General features: G+C 46.6%; 19 protein-coding genes. 3 read left to right on the top strand and 16 right to left on the bottom strand.

All coding sequences use genetic code 11. The features are described from left to right. Positions 1-6 precede the first annotated feature (6 nt). The 6 genes from KNO65_RS08400 to KNO65_RS08375 all read right to left on the bottom strand — a co-directional run bounded on the left by KNO65_RS08400 (position 7) and on the right by KNO65_RS08375 (position 6,450). Positions 7-1,497, bottom strand: coding sequence for a GGDEF domain-containing protein (locus KNO65_RS08400; protein ID WP_078146823.1), 1,491 nt, complete (start codon positions 1,495-1,497; stop codon positions 7-9). Between the two features lie 168 nt (positions 1,498-1,665). Continuing rightward, positions 1,666-3,066: a class II fumarate hydratase gene (fumC, locus tag KNO65_RS08395; RefSeq protein WP_159562227.1), complete on the bottom strand. Its 1,401-nt coding sequence runs from the start codon at positions 3,064-3,066 to the stop codon at positions 1,666-1,668. 103 nt (positions 3,067-3,169) lie between these two features. Further along, positions 3,170-3,562, bottom strand: a complete 393-nt coding sequence (locus tag KNO65_RS08390) for a reverse transcriptase-like protein (protein ID WP_012726190.1) — start codon at positions 3,560-3,562, stop codon at positions 3,170-3,172. Continuing rightward, positions 3,543-4,325 (bottom strand): 5'-3' exonuclease, encoded by a 783-nt coding sequence (locus tag KNO65_RS08385; RefSeq protein ID WP_214783185.1) that lies wholly within the window; start codon positions 4,323-4,325, stop codon positions 3,543-3,545. Before KNO65_RS08385 ends, KNO65_RS08390 begins: the two co-directional genes overlap by 20 nt. Next, positions 4,306-5,256, bottom strand: coding sequence for a CobW family GTP-binding protein (locus KNO65_RS08380; protein ID WP_214783182.1), 951 nt, complete (start codon positions 5,254-5,256; stop codon positions 4,306-4,308). Before KNO65_RS08380 ends, KNO65_RS08385 begins: the two co-directional genes overlap by 20 nt. A gap of 15 nt (positions 5,257-5,271) precedes the next feature. Next, positions 5,272-6,450 (bottom strand): HD domain-containing protein, encoded by a 1,179-nt coding sequence (locus KNO65_RS08375; protein WP_214783179.1) that lies wholly within the window; start codon positions 6,448-6,450, stop codon positions 5,272-5,274. Between the two features lie 155 nt (positions 6,451-6,605). On the opposite strand from KNO65_RS08375, the gene KNO65_RS08370 reads away from it, so the two are divergent. After that, complete coding sequence (locus tag KNO65_RS08370) at positions 6,606-7,118, top strand: hypothetical protein (protein WP_214783176.1); 513 nt, start codon at positions 6,606-6,608, stop codon at positions 7,116-7,118. Between the two features lie 38 nt (positions 7,119-7,156). On the opposite strand, the gene hfq is transcribed toward KNO65_RS08370, so the two are convergent. The 8 genes from hfq to KNO65_RS08330 form a co-directional block, all read right to left on the bottom strand. Next, positions 7,157-7,405 carry an RNA chaperone Hfq gene (gene hfq / locus KNO65_RS08365; RefSeq protein ID WP_012726185.1) on the bottom strand — a complete coding sequence of 83 codons (249 nt, stop codon included), beginning with the start codon at positions 7,403-7,405 and terminating at the stop codon, positions 7,157-7,159. 27 nt (positions 7,406-7,432) lie between these two features. Then, positions 7,433-8,368 (bottom strand): tRNA (adenosine(37)-N6)-dimethylallyltransferase MiaA, encoded by a 936-nt coding sequence (miaA, locus tag KNO65_RS08360; RefSeq protein ID WP_214783173.1) that lies wholly within the window; start codon positions 8,366-8,368, stop codon positions 7,433-7,435. 277 nt (positions 8,369-8,645) lie between these two features. Beyond that, entirely contained in the window at positions 8,646-9,125 is a 480-nt protein-coding gene (locus KNO65_RS08355) for an SMI1/KNR4 family protein (RefSeq protein WP_214783170.1), read from the bottom strand. Positions 9,126-9,283: 158 nt separating this feature from the next. Continuing rightward, positions 9,284-9,883: an AmiS/UreI family transporter gene (locus KNO65_RS08350; protein WP_251131675.1), complete on the bottom strand. Its 600-nt coding sequence runs from the start codon at positions 9,881-9,883 to the stop codon at positions 9,284-9,286. A gap of 104 nt (positions 9,884-9,987) precedes the next feature. Continuing rightward, positions 9,988-10,848 (bottom strand): PPK2 family polyphosphate kinase, encoded by an 861-nt coding sequence (locus tag KNO65_RS08345; protein ID WP_214783164.1) that lies wholly within the window; start codon positions 10,846-10,848, stop codon positions 9,988-9,990. Positions 10,849-10,943: 95 nt separating this feature from the next. Then, positions 10,944-12,473, bottom strand: a complete 1,530-nt coding sequence (locus tag KNO65_RS08340; RefSeq protein WP_196430632.1) for a M4 family metallopeptidase — start codon at positions 12,471-12,473, stop codon at positions 10,944-10,946. Between the two features lie 175 nt (positions 12,474-12,648). Beyond that, positions 12,649-13,647 carry an ABC transporter permease gene (locus tag KNO65_RS08335; protein WP_012726177.1) on the bottom strand — a complete coding sequence of 333 codons (999 nt, stop codon included), beginning with the start codon at positions 13,645-13,647 and terminating at the stop codon, positions 12,649-12,651. After that, positions 13,640-14,560, bottom strand: coding sequence for an ABC transporter ATP-binding protein (locus KNO65_RS08330; RefSeq protein WP_214783161.1), 921 nt, complete (start codon positions 14,558-14,560; stop codon positions 13,640-13,642). Before KNO65_RS08330 ends, KNO65_RS08335 begins: the two co-directional genes overlap by 8 nt. A gap of 118 nt (positions 14,561-14,678) precedes the next feature. On the opposite strand from KNO65_RS08330, the gene KNO65_RS08325 reads away from it, so the two are divergent. Then, on the top strand, positions 14,679-15,428 hold the full coding sequence (locus tag KNO65_RS08325; RefSeq protein ID WP_214783158.1) for a GDSL-type esterase/lipase family protein: 750 nt from the start codon (positions 14,679-14,681) through the stop codon (positions 15,426-15,428). A gap of 31 nt (positions 15,429-15,459) precedes the next feature. On the opposite strand, the gene KNO65_RS08320 is transcribed toward KNO65_RS08325, so the two are convergent. Further along, positions 15,460-16,131 carry a GNAT family N-acetyltransferase gene (locus KNO65_RS08320; RefSeq protein WP_214783154.1) on the bottom strand — a complete coding sequence of 224 codons (672 nt, stop codon included), beginning with the start codon at positions 16,129-16,131 and terminating at the stop codon, positions 15,460-15,462. Beyond that, positions 16,118-17,248, bottom strand: a complete 1,131-nt coding sequence (locus KNO65_RS08315; RefSeq protein ID WP_214783151.1) for a mandelate racemase/muconate lactonizing enzyme family protein — start codon at positions 17,246-17,248, stop codon at positions 16,118-16,120. Before KNO65_RS08315 ends, KNO65_RS08320 begins: the two co-directional genes overlap by 14 nt. A 79-nt stretch (positions 17,249-17,327) precedes the next feature. Between KNO65_RS08315 and KNO65_RS08310 the strand changes: the two genes are divergently transcribed. After that, positions 17,328-18,527 carry a hypothetical protein gene (locus KNO65_RS08310; RefSeq protein ID WP_214783148.1) on the top strand — a complete coding sequence of 400 codons (1,200 nt, stop codon included), beginning with the start codon at positions 17,328-17,330 and terminating at the stop codon, positions 18,525-18,527. Positions 18,528-18,531: the final 4 nt, after the last annotated feature.

Here is an 18,531-nt window from a genome sequence, read left to right as displayed (position 1 = left end):
TGTTTTTTAGTCTGGCAATTTTTCCAGCCACTGTTCAATTTTTCTCGTGATGACCTCGTCTTGTTCTCCATCCGCATAATCGTCATAGATTGCTCCGAGTTCAGACGCCGTTCGTTTCGATACAGCAAGAATGTGACTATATTTGCCTCGTTGCTCTTTCACAGCAGACAACGTCCCTTTCGCTTCTTGAGCACGCGCATCATCCAAGACGAACATCTCGATATTGTCATTACAAGAATACGCCTCGTAAGGACGGTATACGACTTCATATCGGCGATGCTCTTTGGGGAGTCGATCAGCAAGCGATGTATAGGTATTGGCAGACATCGTCACATAGGCGATTCGCTTCTCCTCACGAACAGCAGAAGTGTATCGGACGACACGATTTCGACCATCTCGTTTCGCCTTATACAGCGCCTCATCTGCGTAGGCACACCACTCTCCAAGTGTATAGCCAGTCTGGCAGACTCGGGTGTATCCAATCGACACCGTCACCTGATGATCGTATGGAAACTCCATCTCTTCGATGCGAGTTCTGACTCGCTCAAGTACCGATTCGACGATCGCACGGTCTGAAACGTTCAAGAGGATCAAAAATTCTTCGCCCCCGTATCGGATGAGCTCATCACTAGAGCGAATGGCATGACGGATTTCTTCAGAAACACGATGAAGTACGTCATCCCCATATGAGTGACCGAACGTATCGTTCAATTGTTTAAAGTGATCGATATCAAGCAGTGCAACGGCAAAACTCTCACCAGAACGCTCCAATCTTGAGATGAACCGAGAAAAGGTCGCCTTTAAATACTTACGGTTGAAAGCACCAGTTAATTCATCCACGAGTAACGCTTTTGATACGAGACGGGATTTTTCAATATGTAGCCCGAGACGCACCAATCGTTCCTCCATGGGAACCCACGATTCCCAATAATCGTCGAATCCATATGAATAAGCAGCAAGACGATAGTGTTCATTCGTTCCGATGACAATGAGGGGAACGTAGAGCTTTCTCATCTTGCTAACGAACGATTGGATATCTCGCTCTTTAAATTGTGGCCATAATTCAACATCCATGATGATGGCTTTTGGCACATCCTCATAATCGTATTCCACGGCTTCTTCAAGGGTCTGCAAAAATACCGGACGTGCCCCAAGCTTCTCAACGCGCGACTTGTAACGACTAAATGTGGAAAAGCTTGCGGATAAGATAAGGACGAGATCCTCGTCCTCTTGTTCAATCCCCAAGACGGTATGGATATAGCGTTTCACAGGAGAGATCAAGGTCAAAGCTTCCGCTTGTGTAAGGACGCTTGGCAACTCCTTCGCGTCAGACTCGACACGACTAAAGATTTCTAACAAATGCATCAACCGTCGTTGCCGAACTTCCTTCTTCATCCAATCGAGTAGAAACTCGATATCGCTTTTTGGAATTTGTCTCGACTCCGATATCTTTTTCAAAATCATATGTATACGCTCAGTGAGTTGACCTTGCTCCATTCCCGTCCCCCCTATGTTCGTACTCCCCGAATTCTCTTATGTTTCGATTATGCGACTTCTCAGGATAAAATACAACTATTTCCTTATTTATTTTCTATTGTTTTACATATCACTAGGACCTACGTCCTAAAAAAGACATACTAAAAGCGGTCTTGCGACCGCTTTGTGTTATTTTTTCACTTTTAAGTTTGGTGACGTCATTTCCTCCGGACGAATCCATTGATCAAATTGCTCTTCCGTTAATAAACCAGTTTCTAAGGCTGCTTCTTTCAAAGAAGTACCGTTTTTATGTGCCAATTTCGCAATTTTTGCCGCATTCTCGTATCCGATATGCGGGTTAAGTGCTGTAACGAGCATGAGTGACTGTTCCACATTATGTGAGATCACTTCATGATTTGGTTCGATTCCGACAGCACAATGATCATTGAACGAATGTAAGCTGTCCGTCAATAGACGACAAGTCTGTAGGAAATTATACATAATGACTGGTTTGAAGACGTTCAATTCAAAGTTCCCTTGACTCGCCCCGAAACCGATCGTCGCATCATTTCCGAGTACTTGTGCGGCAACCATCGTGAGCGCCTCACTTTGAGTCGGGTTAACTTTACCCGGCATGATTGAACTTCCTGGTTCATTCTCCGGAATGGTGATTTCTCCGATTCCTGCACGTGGTCCAGAAGCCAACCATCGCACATCGTTCGCAATCTTCATCGCGTCCATCGCTAAGGCTTTTAATGCACCATGCGTGAAGACGAGTTGATCGTGACTCGTGAGGGCGTGGAACTTGTTGACGGCTGTTACAAACGGTTTGCCCGTCTCTTCTGAGATTTTCTTCGCTACAACTTCACCGAACTCAGGGTGTGCGTTGATCCCTGTTCCGACAGCCGTTCCTCCAAGTGCAAGCTCCGTGAGTGGTTCAATCGTGCGCTCGATCATCTGTTTTGACAATTCAAGCATCCGGACCCACCCACTGATTTCTTGACCGAGTGTGACCGGCGTCGCGTCTTGAAGGTGCGTCCGACCAATTTTGACGATATCCATAAACGCCTCCGCTTTTTGTGAAAGGGTTTGATAAAGCGAGTCGATTGCTGGAAGGACATCATCTTGTACGGAAAGGATGGCGGCGATGTGCATCGCGGTCGGATACGTATCATTCGAGCTTTGCGATTTGTTGACATCATCATTCGGATGAATCGTGATAGATGCTCCACGAGCCTGTAACTTTTCGTTCGCAAGATGCGCAATGACCTCGTTGACGTTCATGTTTGACTGCGTGCCCGATCCTGTCTGCCAGACGACAAGCGGGAATTCCGCGTCATGCTGCCCTGCTAAAATCTCATCTGCCACCTCTGCGATGATCGCTGCTTTCTCTTCCTCGAGTACACCGAGTTCAGCGTTTGCTAAAGCTGCACCTTTTTTCAAAATGGCAAATGCGTATACGATTTCAAGCGGCATCTTCTCCGCACCAATTTTAAAGTTTTCGAGACTACGTTGCGTTTGTGCTCCCCATTTCGCCGTAGCTGGAACTTTAATTTCCCCCATTGTGTCCCGTTCGATCCGATAATCCATGTATAATTCCCCCTCTATAGTTGACTACGCTTTCATTTTAGCGAAAAACCATCTAAAAAGAAATGACTCCTTCAAAAAAGCGACCAAGAATGATCTCGGTCGCTCAATTCATTCCATTCAATGCGTCGCGTGCAATCACGTCCGCTCGATTCTCCGCTCGTGGGACCCATTTTAAGAACACGGTCGGCAATTCATCGTAGGCAATCAGTGCTTTCAGAAACAGAGGCTTCGCCGAAGCATCTTTCATGAAACGTTGCTCTAGTGCGCGAACAATCACTTCGGCGTCGGAATACAGCATGAATGAGGTTTCGCCTTCCAATACATGCGCTTGTTCCAGCGCATAAGCACATGCAGCCAATTCCGCGTGAACGCTTGTCAATCCTTGCATTCGACGTTTAAACGTCGATACGGTACCGTCGGACGACTTGATCCACACTCCGATTCCGTTCTCTCCAGTCGTCTGATTAGTGGCCGCGTCAAAATAGATGTGAACCAAATCGGTACGCCTCCCAATCCGTGTTGACAGGTGCATGGATATCAATTTGTGACAGTCGTTTCGACAAGAGCGCGATCTCTTCATGACCGTCTAGTTTTTTTGCATATTTTTGATGGGGCGCTTCGAGTGTTTCATTTTGAACATGCACATAAAGCGTCTCAATCGTATCGTAATGCTGAATTAAAATCGTCGCCGTCTTCGGACCGATGCCACGTACACCTGGGATGTTATCCGAAGAGTCTCCTTGCAATGCCTTCACGTCGACAAACTGATATGGTTTCACGCCATACATCAATTCAAAAGAAGCTTCATTGACGAGCTGCTCCTCACCTTTTTTTGGCATGATTTGAAACACGTTCGGAGACAACAACTGAAGTAAATCGCGGTCCGAGGAATAGAGATATGATTCACCAGGGAACGCTGTCGCGACTGCGCCCATCAAATCATCCGCTTCATATCCCGTCAACTCGGATTGTAAGATACCTCGTTCATCCAAAGCGGCCCTCAATTTCAAATAGTCTTCGAAAAGTGGTTCCGGGAGTCCATTACGCGTTGCTTTATATTCAGGATACATCGCATAACGGTGGGTAGACTCTCGTATCCCGTCCCAAAAGAAAGCGATATGGGAAAAGTCTGTCGTCCAGGAATCCACCTTTCGAAGTAATCCTTTCACAGTCACTTCCGGATCTTGTGCTCGTCTTCGCTCCGTCGCAAAATAATAACGGGACAACAAATTAAATCCGTCAACTAGAATAAGCTTCATCTTGCTCCACCTCACATGCTTTTAATCCCCGTGCTAGTGCATCTTGGTCTAGTTCCTTCCCAATCCAAACAAATACGGAACGGTCCCCTTCATGCACCTCATTTGCAAATGTCGCGCCCATCAACTGATTCGTCGCTTGAATGACAAACTTGCGCTCCTCATCCTGTAAGCGGACAATCGCCTTCATCCGATACATCTCATCCTCGTAGTGCATCAAGACTTCACGAACGTAACGGGTCACGCGCTCCCGAGACAATGGACGCTCGGCACTCAACGTGATGGCACGAAGGGAGGAGACCGATTCACTCGTCTCTGTCAGTTGACTCAACTTCTGTTCATCGACACGTGACAGTTGGAACGTATTCTCAAGTAATTCGTAATCGCCTTCTGTTTGAATCGTCTCTACAATCCTAACCGTCGGATTGAGTTGTTCGATTCGGCGGCGTGCTTGATCGAGTTCATCCGACGACACTAAATCGGTTTTATTTAACAAAATGAGATCGGCATAAGCGATTTGATGAATCCCTTCTTTGAACAGTTCACGGTCCATTTGACTGGCATCCACAACCGTCAAGATGGCGTTCATTTTAAAGTGTTGACGTAAGTACTCGTCATAATAAATCGTCTGAATGATTGGTGCGGGATCGGCGACACCGGTCGTCTCGATGATGACTCGGTTGAATGTTTCTTGCTTTGCCGCCAGTTGATAGAACGTCTTACTCAAATCATTTTGGATGGAACAGCAAATACATCCGTTTGAGAGTTCGATTTGCTCTTGGTCCATCTTGACGATCAATTGTTCATCGATATTTATCGCGCCGAGCTCGTTGACGATCAGACAAATCTTTTCATCCGTCGCCGCGAGTAAGCGGTTCATATACGTTGTCTTGCCTGCTCCTAAAAACCCGGTCACTAATTGTACGGGTATCATGATACCACCCTTTTCTTACAAATCTTCGTGCGCGCGAGCCCATTTCTCATAACGCGCATCCAATAAATCAATCAAGTGAAGCATCCAAGCCTCCGTCGTCATCGGGAGGACACTCGATCCCCACTCACGTTTCCCATGATGTGATAAAATCATGTGCCAGATTCGATGGTGGACATCCAATGGCAGTCGCGTCGACGTCTGGCGTAACGTTTCTTCAAACAATAGCCCACCGTATGGCATATGCCCGATTAGTGTGCCCATCGGGTTGATGGAGATGCCGGTCGTTTCACTTGTGCCCTCAACAGGAGATAACTTCTCAAAACGATTCGGACTAGATAACAGATGACTGTATTCATATATTTTTCCGATGTCGTGGAAGAGGATTCCAAGTGCGAGTTCATCCCAATTCAACGGTTCTTTCCGCTCGGCCATCGCTTCACAGGCGGCATACAGCGATTCAAACGTCCCTTTATATGCCTGTTCGATTTTAACACCGTTCATCGTATTCCAAAGGTCGACTTTGTGCAACTGCTCCGCTTCTTTGATAACACGAAACACCATCGCCAAATAGTCATCTTGCTCTTGAATCCGATAGCCGAGACGAAGCATACACACGGTATGCTTCAATAGACCTCCCGCATAGTTATGATGGTGGTAGAGTGCCGCTGGCGATAGTATGAAATCATCCCAAACGAAATCAAGGAGGCCGTAGGCGATCTGTTGATAGGTCGGTGACAACGTATCAATCAAACTGAACAATTCATCCGCAAACTGCTCCATCGTCTCATCCCCTGGCAAGCCTGGTAATAACGAGATTGCCTCATCTTTTGAGATAGGATGGACGCGGTCAATCGTAATCGATTTGGCGCCATCCGGTTTTGGATAGACATCGATTTTCCCGGACAATTCGATGACACCCGATTCATAGATTGGAAGTAGTTCACTCTCATTTCCACGTAGCCAATGTTTGGCACGCATCATCCCGTTCGCCGTCGTGATACTTAGTTGAAGCCATTTCGCACCATTCTTTCCTTCTCTAACCTCGACTGTACTGACGAGCGCTTTTGTTTGGACAGGGGTCCCATCGGCTAACTGGTCTAAACGTTCCTTTGATTTGTCTATTTGCGGTATTTGAAATCGTTCACGGTTCATCGATGAACCCATGACCGGATCAATTTGTTGATAATAGTTCATAATCATTCCCTCCTCGCATCTTCTGACATTGTATCGTGTTTCCGCTCATTAGGCGAACATACTTTCTAGTAGGGTCTCGATTTTCCGATCATTATATTGAAAGCGCTTACGATTATTGTTACGATAAAGATAGTTCGATAAAGGGGGAAACGAGAATGATTTCATTAATCGACACGTATGAGCGTTTCATCGCCTCGGGGGAAGCGACACGTTATGCACAAGAACAACAATCCATTGAACATATTCTAACAGCGTCAACTTGTCCGGTGGGCATGCAGGACTTAGAACTGTCACTCACGCATCTTTCCGGTAATCCATATGCTAAAGATGCATCACTCGACAAAATTGTCGAACATGAGATGAAAGGGGCCATGGCGGCGCTTGAGCTTTCTGGTTACCCACTTCAGACACCGCTAGCGAAAGCAGTCATCTTGTCTGCGTTCGCTCGAACGAACCGACTCAATATTGATAAGCTAAAAGAACTGAGCCACGCCGACCTTCTCGTCCGAATTCAATCGGCAGAGCGCGCTTGGAAGCGGACATACACATTGTTACACCGTTCGACGCCGACTCAGATTTGTGGTCAAATGGATTCACTCCTCGGTGGATGCGCCATTCAACGCGTTCTTGAGGCAATCAAACAACCGGGAACGACAAAAACAGCATAAGAAAAGGAGCGGTCCCCGGGCCGCTCCTTTTCTTATGCTCATCCTTCTGTTACTTCAACTGCATCCGGCTCATATAGCGTCACGTTACGTGCCGGAGAGAAAGTCGAAATCGCATGTTTATAGATCAATTGTTGACGACCTTCCGACTCGACGATGACGGTAAAGTTATCAAATGACTTGATGACACCTCGAATTTGAAACCCGCTCACTAAAAATACGGTCGTTGGTACCATTTCTTTTCGAAGTTGATTCAAAAAATGGTCTTGGATGTTGTAGCTCGCTTTCATGCTGGATTCCCCCTAGTCTTTATCTCTTTAAAATAATCGGAATTTTCGAAAAAACCCCTCTACATCATCATAAATATTTTTATATGATAGTTCAAATGATTTTCGACCCATATCCACCCAAATTCCATCAAATTGATGACGGAACCAAGTTAATTGCCGTTTCGCGAACTGTCTTGTGTGCTGTTTAAGCAAATCTGTCGCTTTCTCTTTCGAGATGTTTCCATCGATGAATGGAATCATTTCTTTATACCCGATGGCTCGCATCGCCTGCGTATCACGATATCCTTGTGCCAAAAGTCGTTCGACTTCCTCGACCAGTCCTGCTTTCATCATCGCATCGACGCGTTGATTGATTCGGTCGTATAATATCTCACGATCTGCGTGGAGGACGAACAATCGATAATCATAATGTTCGGATGGCGCACTGTCCGTCGTCTGTGTATCCCCTTGCATCGCTACCTCGAGCGCCCGCACGACGCGACGCACGTTATTCGGGTGAATCGTAGCCGCACGCTCTGGGTCAAGTTGGACCAATCGTTGATGTAACGCCTCTCGCCCTTCGACTTCCGCCAACCGTTCGAGTTCAGCCCGCAACGCTTCATCGACAGGTCGCTCCACAAATTCATAATCGTATAAGATGGAGCGAATGTATAGCCCCGTGCCACCGACGATAATCGGTAACTTGCCACGGGCATAAATATCATCGATGGCGGCACGCGCCAATTGTTGAAACATCGCGACACTCATGGCATCATCCGGGTCACAAATATCGATCAAATGATGCGGGATCCCTTCGGCCTCTTCTTTCGTCACTTTTGCTGAACCGATGTCCATGCCCCGGTACACTTGAACCGAGTCACCCGAGACGATCTCGCCGTCGAACGCTTTCGCTAGTTCGATGCCCGTCTTCGTTTTGCCAACAGCGGTCGGACCGACGATGACGACGACAGGTGTTTTTTTCATACATCTCACTCCTCAATTAAAAACCCGTCTCCTCACGAGACGGGCCATCAAATTCTTCTTTTCATTCTATCATCAAATACGACGGCAAACAGCATCCAACCACATAAAAGTAATCCGAGTAATAACACGAGACCATCACTCATCTGCTTTCGCCTCCTTTAGCTTCCTCATTCCCACTTTTCACATTTTAGACACAAAATAACTGTAAAAAAGCACACTCAATAAAGAGTGCGCATTTCAAAGTCATCATTCAAATCAAATATTTAGTCATCATCTATTAACCTCTGAACCAATCCCAAAAATGAGCACCTTGGGCGACAATCAAATAGTCGAACCAGCGTGTATAATCCATCGGAAGTTTTTCGGTGTCATCTGTGTAAGTCAAAAATTCTCCAACCCAAATGTAGTTTTCATGTTCATTGACGACCTCGCAAACAATCCATTCCCCATCTCTCCCGACACCGACGGGGATGAATTGTTCAGGGCACTCCCATATTTCCCGATACTCGATCATTTCATCTACATTAAAAAGTCGGATTCCTCCACCGTATGTCGGGTGAACAAATAGGTCAGCGCCATTATGGGTCTTCAAGAATTGAATAATGTCGTTTGGCATCATTTGCTTCAATCGCTTAATTTCAACTTCCATCGCAGGCTCACTGAATAGAAAGTGTAACGTGTCTACATATCCCTCTTCATTTTGTATTTCAATCTGATTATTGACGAGCCTACTTTTCAACGTTTCAAGTGCAATCATCAACTCAACCCCACTTTTTGAAATTAACGACATTCGTACCGTATCATTCATTTCCATTTTTCTAAGTATTGCATATATCGATCTTTCATCGTTCAATAAAAAAAGGTCGTCGGGCACGACTTGATCGCGCTCGATGACCTCGGATCATTTTCAATTCATCATGAAGCAATTTCAATCGTCTGTTTCGTACGTTTGACAGAAACGATGAAGTACAGGATTGCCGTACCGCTCGCCGCCCACCAAACCATGTCATACCATCCGTTCATCAGTCCAGCCATCCCAACCATCGCCGGGACAATCAGCGTCAACCATGATAATACGAGGGCGACACGTGCTGTGATGGCCTCATTCGGTTTTTCGAGTCCCATTCCAAAGAAGAACAACGCCCAAAGGAATGACCAGAAGAACCACGTTAATGCCCCCATCGGATCACTTCCTGCAATCGCCATTGCGCCATAAAAAGCAGCTGCAATCGAAACGAATAATGAGAACCAGCCAACGCCACGTCCGTCTAAATTCAAAATAAACGTTACCCCTACATATAAATAAGTGAACGCAAATAGATAGATGCTCGCAAAACCGAACTGCTCTTCTGGACTCGCCCCAATCAATAACCATGTGGCGATAAACGTTTGTAAGAGTCCCGTAAACAAACTAAAGAACCCTGCGCTCTTGCTATCCACTTTCCCGAGAAGAACGAGACTATTTAAAAACAGTGCGACGCCACCGAATAGTAAACTTACATTACCCACACTCATTACCCCTTTGTACAGATGTCTGACCTTTAATCTACTGTATCACTTTAGCTTGAATTCGCTTTCAGTGCAAGGGGATTTTTACGTGTTCACGAGAACGCCACGCCTTACTCGTTCTCAAGGGTTTGGATGGCCTCGTCGATTCGTTCTTGTTCCTCATCCGTGAAAGTCGGATACTGTGGATCAATCCGTTCAAGCACATCAATCATGACTGACGAAATGACAAAACGACTGTACCACTCATCATCTGCCGGCAACACATACCACGGTGAAACTACTGTTGATGTGTGCGACAACATCTCGGCAAAGATTTCTTGATATTCTTCCCAATGCTGTCGTTCTTCGACGTCACTGAAGGAGAATTCCCAATTCTTTTTCGGGTCCTTTAACCGTTCAAGCAAGCGATCTCGTTGTTTATCCTTAGATACATTGAAAAAGAACTTGATGACTTCGAATCCGTTTTCATGTAAATAGCGTTCATAATCGTTGATTTGACGATAGCGCATCTGCCAGACCTCTTCCTGGTCCATTTCTTCCGGAAGTACTTCGTCCCCCAACAAATCATGGACACGAGGCGCAATGACCTCTTCATAATGGGATCGGTTTAAAATTCCGACCTGTCCTCTTTCAGGTAACAAATCATGCATTCGCCACAGATAGTCGTGCTTTTTCTCCGTATCGGAAGGTTTTTGAAACGCATTCGTCTTCAGTCCTTGGGCGTTCAAATTTGAAAAGATATAGCTGATCGCTTCGTCTTTCCCACCCGCATCAAGCGCCTGCAAGACGACGATAATCCCTTTCTTGCTCTCGGCATACAATCGCCAATGTAGTTCTTTCAATCGCTCGACACTGTTCGGAATGAGTTCAGTCGTCAACGTCTCATCCTCCGGTTTGTCTGAAACAGTCGTCGGATAATCATCTAATTGAATCTTGCTGTTCGGTGACACAATAAAATCCTTCGTGTTCATACTCGTTCTCCTTTTCGCTCGACGTTCAACCTTGATTTACCCAAAAACTGCATAAGAAAATCCCTTCCGAAAATTTCGGAAGAGATGTTGAGAACTTAGTAGATTCCGACAGCGTCAAATGATTTCGCAGCTGATACGGCTTGCGGACTTGTCGCACCGTAAAGGTCTTTCGCAGATTGCACGACCGCTTGACGAAGGCTTGAGAAGTTAGATGTTGGTGTCAAGTAAACATTGAGGGCACGGTAGTAGATATCCCCCATCGCCATGACTCCTACACCTTGTACCGATACGCCGTAGTGTGATCCACCATTACCTAAGAGGTATGCCGCTTTGTTGACGATACCTGAGTTGATGTGAACCCCACCATTATCTTGTGTGCCTGTGTAACGTTTCGAGTAGTGATCTGGGTCACCGTATGCAGCCGGGTTCGCCATCGAACGAAGTCCGTCGCCTGCTACACCTGGTGTGTAGATGTCTTCCCCTACCAACCAGTCGAAGTTAGTGCCGACGCTATATTCCGCCACTGTACCTAGGATATCCGATACTGCTTCGTTGATCGCCCCAGACTCGTTTTGATAGATCAGTCCTGCCGTGTACTCCGTGACCGCGTGAGTCAATTCGTGAGCGACTACGTCAAGTGCACCTGAAAGATACGTGAACGTTTGACCGTCTCCGTCTCCGTATACCATCTTACTTCCATCCCAGAACGCATTGTTGTAGCTGCGGCTATAGTGAACCGTAGAGTTTAATGCAGCTCCGGCGTTGTCATAGCTGTTCCGTCCGTAAGTGTTTTTGTAGAAATCATATGTCTTTGTCGCGTTGACGTGTGCAGAAACAGCGGCACGGTCGTAAGTCGTGTTCAAGACGTTATCCACGTCAGCCCATAGCGAACCTGGGAGTGTCGTACGGTTTTTCGCATCGTACGTATAGATTCCCTTTCCACGCGTAGAGTCTTGAAGATAATAGTAAGAACCGCTCTTCGTTGTCTTGAACGTTTGGCTGTAGCCGAGTACATCGATTCCCGTTCCTGTATAGGTCGTACCTGTCACACCGTTCGTCGGTCTCGCGTGAGCTAACTGGTCGAATTTATTGAGTACCTCACCCGTCCCCGCATCGATGAAGTATGTCCAACGTGACGGCTCTTCCGCTTCAAGGATTGTTCCGGTCACTTGATATGCATAAACCGACTTCTCACCTTTTGGATAAACAATCAATTCCGCTTCCGGTTCGAGCTCGTAGGCCCCTTTATGTCCGACAAGCTTTTTGTAACTCGCGATGGCTTTCTTTTCAGTTAACTTGATCGACTTATGTAGGTTCTTGACCGATTTCGCATCATCCACGACTGTCTTCAATTGACCCGCTTCATCTACGACACCGACTACCACACCACCGAATACTGGCACGCCATCAACTGTCTGTTGGAGCTTAACCACTTTCCCGACTTTGTCTGATTTCGACTCGATCGTCTTGAACTCACCTTTTGATTTGACGTATTCTTTTACAATCGTTGTCGGTGCACTTTCTGATGGTTTCGTCAGAGTGCCTGACTTCAATTCTGCCGCACCGACCAATTGTGGTACGAGCAATACGCCTGCGATTAATGATGTAGAAACAACTTTTTTCATGTGTTTACCTCCTTTGTGATGATTCTTACTTTACACACTTTCCCACAAAGGCTGTATCCATCTTTTTAATTATTTTGATAATTCATAATATTGAGTATTTAGAACCATTCATTCTATTTACGACCTAATTTTATCCAAAAAAAATTCGTGCTCCTTAGGAAAGGAGCACGAATAATTAATACACATCTTTTTGGGTAAAGTGGTAAAACGCATACGCCAAGGCGGCCATCGACCAAATGAGAATGACGAGTAACGAAAACGGTAACGTCATCCCATCAATCGGGGGAGCCTGTCCTTCCAAATAGGTATGAAGACCGAAGTTGACGTTCACCAGGTATTTCGAGCTATCCCAGTTTGAACCAAGCGATGTCAATAATGGCCCCGAGATGAGGACAGCCATCATGATTCCGATTCCAGTCGCCGTATTTTTCACCAAAACAGAAATCATGAGAGAAATTGTTCCGACCGCAGCCACGACGAGCCATGAAAGACCCATCGACATAAGCAGGTACTCCCACATCGGCAATGTATGCACAAAGTCGGTCGAGAATGTTCCGGTCGGCGAAGCTTGGAAACCGGTCAAAATCGGAGCGTTCCATCCGTCCCAGCCGAGAACGATGCCGGATATGGCGTAACTGACGACGGCGGTCACAAATATTAAGATCGATGTATAGAGGAGTGTCGTCAGCCATTTGGCGAGCAAAATCTTATATCGCCGGACTGGTCGCGATAACAGCGTCTTGATTGTCCCATCGTTATGTTCTCCGCTCACGATATCTGCCATCAATACGATAATGAACAGTGGTAGGACGAGCGTTGTCCCTTGGGAGAAGAAGACACGCATAAACGTCGGAGCTCCGGGATAATTCGGATTGATATCATTATCAAGATAATACTGATTCTGTTGGACTTGGAACTCAAGGATCTGCCGGAACTCGTCTTGGACGTTCGCGGAGGCGAGTCGGTTTTGTGTATCGATGATCTCTTGTTGTAGATCGACACGCCAATCAATCGTTCCTTGTTCTTCTCGTTGTTTCTCGATTTGACGATAATTCGCATACGTGAACATCGAAACAAGTACGATCAAGATGATAGAGACGACCATCAATCTGCGTTTCCGATGAATCTTGAGCACTTCATTACGAATGAGGCCGAGCATCGATGGATTAGGCAATGTGATCACCGCCTGTCAACGTGATGAAGAGGTCCTCTAACGTTTGGACACGGCGCTCGAGTCCGAACACCTCGACGTCTCTTTCCATCAAATAGCGATTCAACTTCGCCGTCTCTTCCACGTTCATGGATATACGAATCGTCCGTTCGTCCACCACGTCCGCTTGGTCGATTCCTTCGTATCCTTGAACGATCGGTAATACTTCAAAGCTATTCGTCACATGTAAGTCGATCGTTGACGCGAGTTCTTCGATTAAAGCATGGACCGTCCCCACCTTGACAATCTTGCCTCGCGACATGATGGCGACTCGGTCCGCTAATAGCTCAATTTCAGCTAGGATGTGGCTCGACACAAGAACACTCAGCCCCGTTTCTTCTACGAGACGACGGATGAAAAGTCGTAAATCCCGAATCCCCATCGGATCGAGCCCGTTCGTCGGCTCATCCAAGATGAGCACCCGTGGATTGTTTAATAACGCTTGGGCAATCCCGAGCCGCTGACGCATCCCGAGAGAGTACGTCTTCACTTTATCATCGATTCGAGCAGTCAAATCGACGAGGTCAATGACTTCTTGGATTCGCTTATCATCGACGCCAGGTAACATGCGTGCGAACGCTTCTAAGTTCTCACGTCCGGATAGAAACTTATACAGCTCTGGATTCTCGACGATTGCGCCGATTTGATTCATCGCTTGGACGAATTGTTTGTCGACACGATACCCACAAATCGATACATTTCCTTTCGTCGGTTTGATCAAGCCAACAATCATTCGAATCGTCGTTGTCTTCCCGGCGCCGTTCGGCCCTAAAAATCCGAAGACCTCACCCGGGTAGACGTCTAACGAAATGTTATCGATAATCGTCTTTTTCCCAATCACTTTAGTTAGTTGATGTAGCTTTAACGTCGGTTCCATTGTCTCACCTCTTTCTTTATTCTATCGGACAAAAGCGAATCTGTCCTATTCGAACATTCACATAGGGCACATCCATTTATATTTGATATGATGTTTATATAGAAAGCGAGGTCAGCCCATGAAACAGTCGAAATGGTATGCATTTTTAAGTGGCGCCGTTCTTTTAACGGGAATCGCCGTCTACGGTCTATGGATCGGCTATCAAGATATCGTCAATCCGCCGGAGCGAACACTTTCCGTCTCCGAAGATGAACGTCCCGAGCCAGAAGGAGACGTCTACGTCGCATTAGGCGATTCGTTGACACGCGGTGTGGGGTCAACATCAGGCGCAGGATATGTACAGCCTGTCAGCACTGCTCTTGAAGAAGAAGGCGTACGTACGCAAAACCTTGCCGTGTCTGGGGCACGAACAGAAGATTTACTCACACAACTCGAGCAACCTGAAGTGCGTCGAACGATTGAGAACGCACGATATATCACGTTGACCATCGGTGGAAACGATTTGTTCAACCGTGGGGAAAACGTCGATAACTTCGAATCCGTCGATATTCAACAAGTGGTCACGGATGCGAAGACGAATTTAGAAACGATTTTCACTGAAATTCGATCACTCAACGATTCAGCAACCATCGTGTATATCGGTCTATACAATCCGTTTCAAAATGATGAGAATGGACAAGCATTCAATCAGCTCATCCTTGATTGGAACGCATCCGCGAAGCAATTGGCGAATACGCAGAATATCGATGTGATCGATCCGTTCGCCTACATCTCTGACTTATCAAGAGATTTAGCGTCCGATCAGTTCCACCCGAGTGACCGTACGTATGAGAAATTCGCGAATGATGTACTCTTCGTTCTCGAATAAACAAAATCCTCGTCAGCTTGACGAGGATTTTTTACTTCTCATATCGAACAATCCACTGTTCCCCTTGTTTCATCATGCCCGTCCCGACCCAACCGGCTTGAAGCAACTCAACTTGTCGCCCACGATTTTCCATCGGTACATCTTGCGCAACTGATGTGGGATGCCACGAACGATGCATCTCTTTGTAAAAGATATAGCGGAGTTTCCCGCCATACTTTTCTTTCAACGCCCCGATTCGGAGTCCAAGCGTGAACTTGTCTTTCATGCTTGGAATATTGAACGGTGCGACAGTCGCACAGACGACATCGAATCGATCCTCCGATTCCACTTGTGCCATCAACAGTTTGCCTAAATGTGTCTGTAGTCCATATCCACGGAAGTCTGGATGGACGTTCGTCACTTCCTGATACAGGACACGTTCAAGCGAATCCTCCGGCCATCCGATATCTCGCCCTAGATGCTCCGCATCAATCGGTGGGATGAGCATCGCTCGGAACGCGATAATCCGACCATCTGCTTTTGCCCCAATCAACGTCTGATCCGTCAACAGTTTCGTGAACTCTTCAACCGATAACGATTGATAGTGCTCCGGTTCAGCCAACGCCTGAATGACCGTATCTTGAACGGCTAACAGTTCCGGTAAATCCGACAAGCCTAGGACGCATACATGAAGTGAAAGGTCTTTGATCTCACCTTGCCACATGCGACTCATCTCCAACCACGTAAGATTCCGTCGTCAATTCACGTAACACGTCCTCATCGACGTCAATACCTAGTCCCGGACGATCGTTCAGCGAGATGATTGGTAAATCATATGATAAGTTTCCTACATCTTTCCCGAACCGGAGCGGACCCGTCAACTCGACCGTCTTCACGATTTTACTCGAGAAAGCGACATGGAATCCTGCACTCGATGCAATGGAGGATTCGACCATAGAACCAATCTGGCTTTCGATTCCGGACATCTCCGCCATATGGACCAACTTCTTCGCTGGATAGATGCCACCGCACTTCATCAGCTTGATGTTCGCTTTATGGGCTGCCTGCATCATCGTCAAGCGTCTCATATCGTGAATATCTTTCAACCCTTCATCCATCATGAGCGGGACTGAGATTTTTTGTTTCACTTCGAGCATGCCTTCAAAATCATCCGCCTTGACCGGTTGTTCGACCCAGTCGATTCCATACGGTTCGAGTAGACGCATGGCTTGAACCGTATTGGCCGCGTTGATCCATCCCTGGTTAACGTCGACTCGAATCGGCACGTCATTTCCTACCGCTTCCCGTACCGCCTTGACACGCGCCACGTCCGTTTGCACATCGACTCCGACCTTCATCTTCACTGCTGTATAGCCTCGTTTCATTTGTTCGAGTGCCTCTTGTGCCATATGGCTCGGCTCTCCGATACTCAAGACGTGAGTGACTGGGAATGATTCATGGTACCGACCGCCAATCCATTCGTAGATTGGTTGATTCAGCTTTTTCCCGATCACATCATGACACGCGATATCAAGTGCTGCTTTGGCAGCCGGAACACCACGAATCGCACGGTCCATCTCGTCATGAATATGCTCTAGGTGCATCGGATTTTTTCCGATTAAGAGCGGAGCCAATAGATGACGGAGTACACTGACCGTGCTCTCAGCGGACTCACCCGTCACATGCTCATCCGCCACGGCTTCTCCATAACCGACAAGTCCACATGCGGTTGTCATTTTGACGATGACAGAAGGCATATCATCATAACGGTGATAACTGACGATGAATGGTACCTTTAATGGAAAGCGAACCGAGAAAATTTCTATTTTTTGAATATTCATGTTCATCACTCCTTTACTTCAACTGTCCTTTCCTCTATATTGTCGTTATATAGTCGCTAAATTGCAAGGGGGATTTTACATGTCCATCCATATCGCCGTTGTCGGCTCACCATCGTTTATACAACAGGTACAGAACGGTTCTTCCTTACCCGATGTTCGAATCGAGGGATTTCCTTATGATGACCCGCGAGAAGCGAAAAACATCGCTACGCATCTCCTATTTTTCGACGGAGTGTTCTTTTCCGGTTCATTCCCTTATACGTATGCGATGGAGGAAGCGAACCTTCCATTTGCCCATCACGTCGTTCAAGATGATGTCGTGTTATTGACGTCACTTTTATACGTGACATTGACACAACAGCTCCGAATCGAAGAGCTCTCCATCGATCTCGTTGATGCGTCACGACTTGAATCAATTTTAGCATCGTTTCCAAGCCACATGTCGCCACCGCAAGTGAAAGAACTCAGTCCGTATATGAATTTCGAAGAGTTGATTTCGTTTCATGAGCAACTTCAACGAAATGGGACGACTCGATTCGCCTTGACGAGTGTCGAGCGAGTTCATCGACACTTAGTGGAAAATGGTTTTGCTAGCCAACTCATGATTGAGCCGGAAGAGAGAATTCTCCACCACTTCCATGATTTTATTCAACAGATTCGATTGAACAAATCAGACCAGTCACAACTAGCCGTGCTCTTCTACTCGGATGCAAGTGAAGATACGCTCAACCATGTGACAACACATCATTATTTCGGTGGTAAATTGATGGAGACCACTCAAGACGGTATCGTCCTATTATCGAGTAAAGGAAAGATTGACTCCGCCATGTCAAACGGTTTCATCTTGTCAGAGAACATTTCTGGTCATGTAGGGATCGGGTATGGTTCCGATTATCAACGCGCCGTTGAGCATGCCGAACTTGCCCTTCATACGACAAGTAATTCCACTATACGAATCGTCGACGATTCAAAACGAATGACGTTCAGCGATCAACCGGCACCTATTCATTTCCGTGTCACGCAAACGCGTGTCTATGACATGATGAAGCAGACGGGTATGAGTCCGATTAATATCGAAAAGCTCATTCACTTTTCAACGGACCATCTCGAGTTTACAGCGAAAGAGTTGACCGACCATTTAAACGTGACACGTCGTACGACAGAGCGACTCATCAAAAAATTGGTTGATGCAAAACTTGTTCATCGGATTGGCGAAGAGATGAGCTACAGCCAAGGTCGTCCGCGTACCGTCTATAAATTTCAATTCCCGGTCGATTGACGAC

Source organism: Exiguobacterium sp. S3 (assembly GCF_018617295.1).
Taxonomy (GTDB): Bacteria; Bacillota; Bacilli; order Exiguobacteriales; family Exiguobacteriaceae; genus Exiguobacterium; species Exiguobacterium profundum.
Note: the sequence above shows the minus strand (reverse complement) of the source record. Positions and strands in the feature narration are given on the sequence as shown.

Excerpts from the sequence above, each read along its gene's own strand:
- KNO65_RS08400 (WP_078146823.1), bottom strand. The coding sequence starts at position 1,497 with ATGGAGCAAGGTCAACTCACTGAGCGTATACATATGATTTTGAAAAAG.
- fumC (WP_159562227.1), bottom strand. The coding sequence starts at position 3,066 with ATGGATTATCGGATCGAACGGGACACAATGGGGGAAATTAAAGTTCCA.
- KNO65_RS08385 (WP_214783185.1), bottom strand. The coding sequence starts at position 4,325 with ATGAAGCTTATTCTAGTTGACGGATTTAATTTGTTGTCCCGTTATTAT.
- KNO65_RS08380 (WP_214783182.1), bottom strand. The coding sequence starts at position 5,256 with ATGATACCCGTACAATTAGTGACCGGGTTTTTAGGAGCAGGCAAGACA.
- KNO65_RS08375 (WP_214783179.1), bottom strand. The coding sequence starts at position 6,450 with ATGAACTATTATCAACAAATTGATCCGGTCATGGGTTCATCGATGAAC.
- KNO65_RS08370 (WP_214783176.1), top strand. The coding sequence starts at position 6,606 with ATGATTTCATTAATCGACACGTATGAGCGTTTCATCGCCTCGGGGGAA.
- hfq (WP_012726185.1), bottom strand. The coding sequence starts at position 7,405 with ATGAAAGCGAGCTACAACATCCAAGACCATTTTTTGAATCAACTTCGA.
- miaA (WP_214783173.1), bottom strand. The coding sequence starts at position 8,368 with ATGAAAAAAACACCTGTCGTCGTCATCGTCGGTCCGACCGCTGTTGGC.
- KNO65_RS08355 (WP_214783170.1), bottom strand. The coding sequence starts at position 9,125 with ATGATTGCACTTGAAACGTTGAAAAGTAGGCTCGTCAATAATCAGATT.
- KNO65_RS08350 (WP_251131675.1), bottom strand. The coding sequence starts at position 9,883 with ATGAGTGTGGGTAATGTAAGTTTACTATTCGGTGGCGTCGCACTGTTT.
- KNO65_RS08345 (WP_214783164.1), bottom strand. The coding sequence starts at position 10,848 with ATGAACACGAAGGATTTTATTGTGTCACCGAACAGCAAGATTCAATTA.
- KNO65_RS08340 (WP_196430632.1), bottom strand. The coding sequence starts at position 12,473 with ATGAAAAAAGTTGTTTCTACATCATTAATCGCAGGCGTATTGCTCGTA.
- KNO65_RS08330 (WP_214783161.1), bottom strand. The coding sequence starts at position 14,560 with ATGGAACCGACGTTAAAGCTACATCAACTAACTAAAGTGATTGGGAAA.
- KNO65_RS08325 (WP_214783158.1), top strand. The coding sequence starts at position 14,679 with ATGAAACAGTCGAAATGGTATGCATTTTTAAGTGGCGCCGTTCTTTTA.
- KNO65_RS08320 (WP_214783154.1), bottom strand. The coding sequence starts at position 16,131 with ATGTGGCAAGGTGAGATCAAAGACCTTTCACTTCATGTATGCGTCCTA.
- KNO65_RS08315 (WP_214783151.1), bottom strand. The coding sequence starts at position 17,248 with ATGAATATTCAAAAAATAGAAATTTTCTCGGTTCGCTTTCCATTAAAG.
- KNO65_RS08310 (WP_214783148.1), top strand. The coding sequence starts at position 17,328 with ATGTCCATCCATATCGCCGTTGTCGGCTCACCATCGTTTATACAACAG.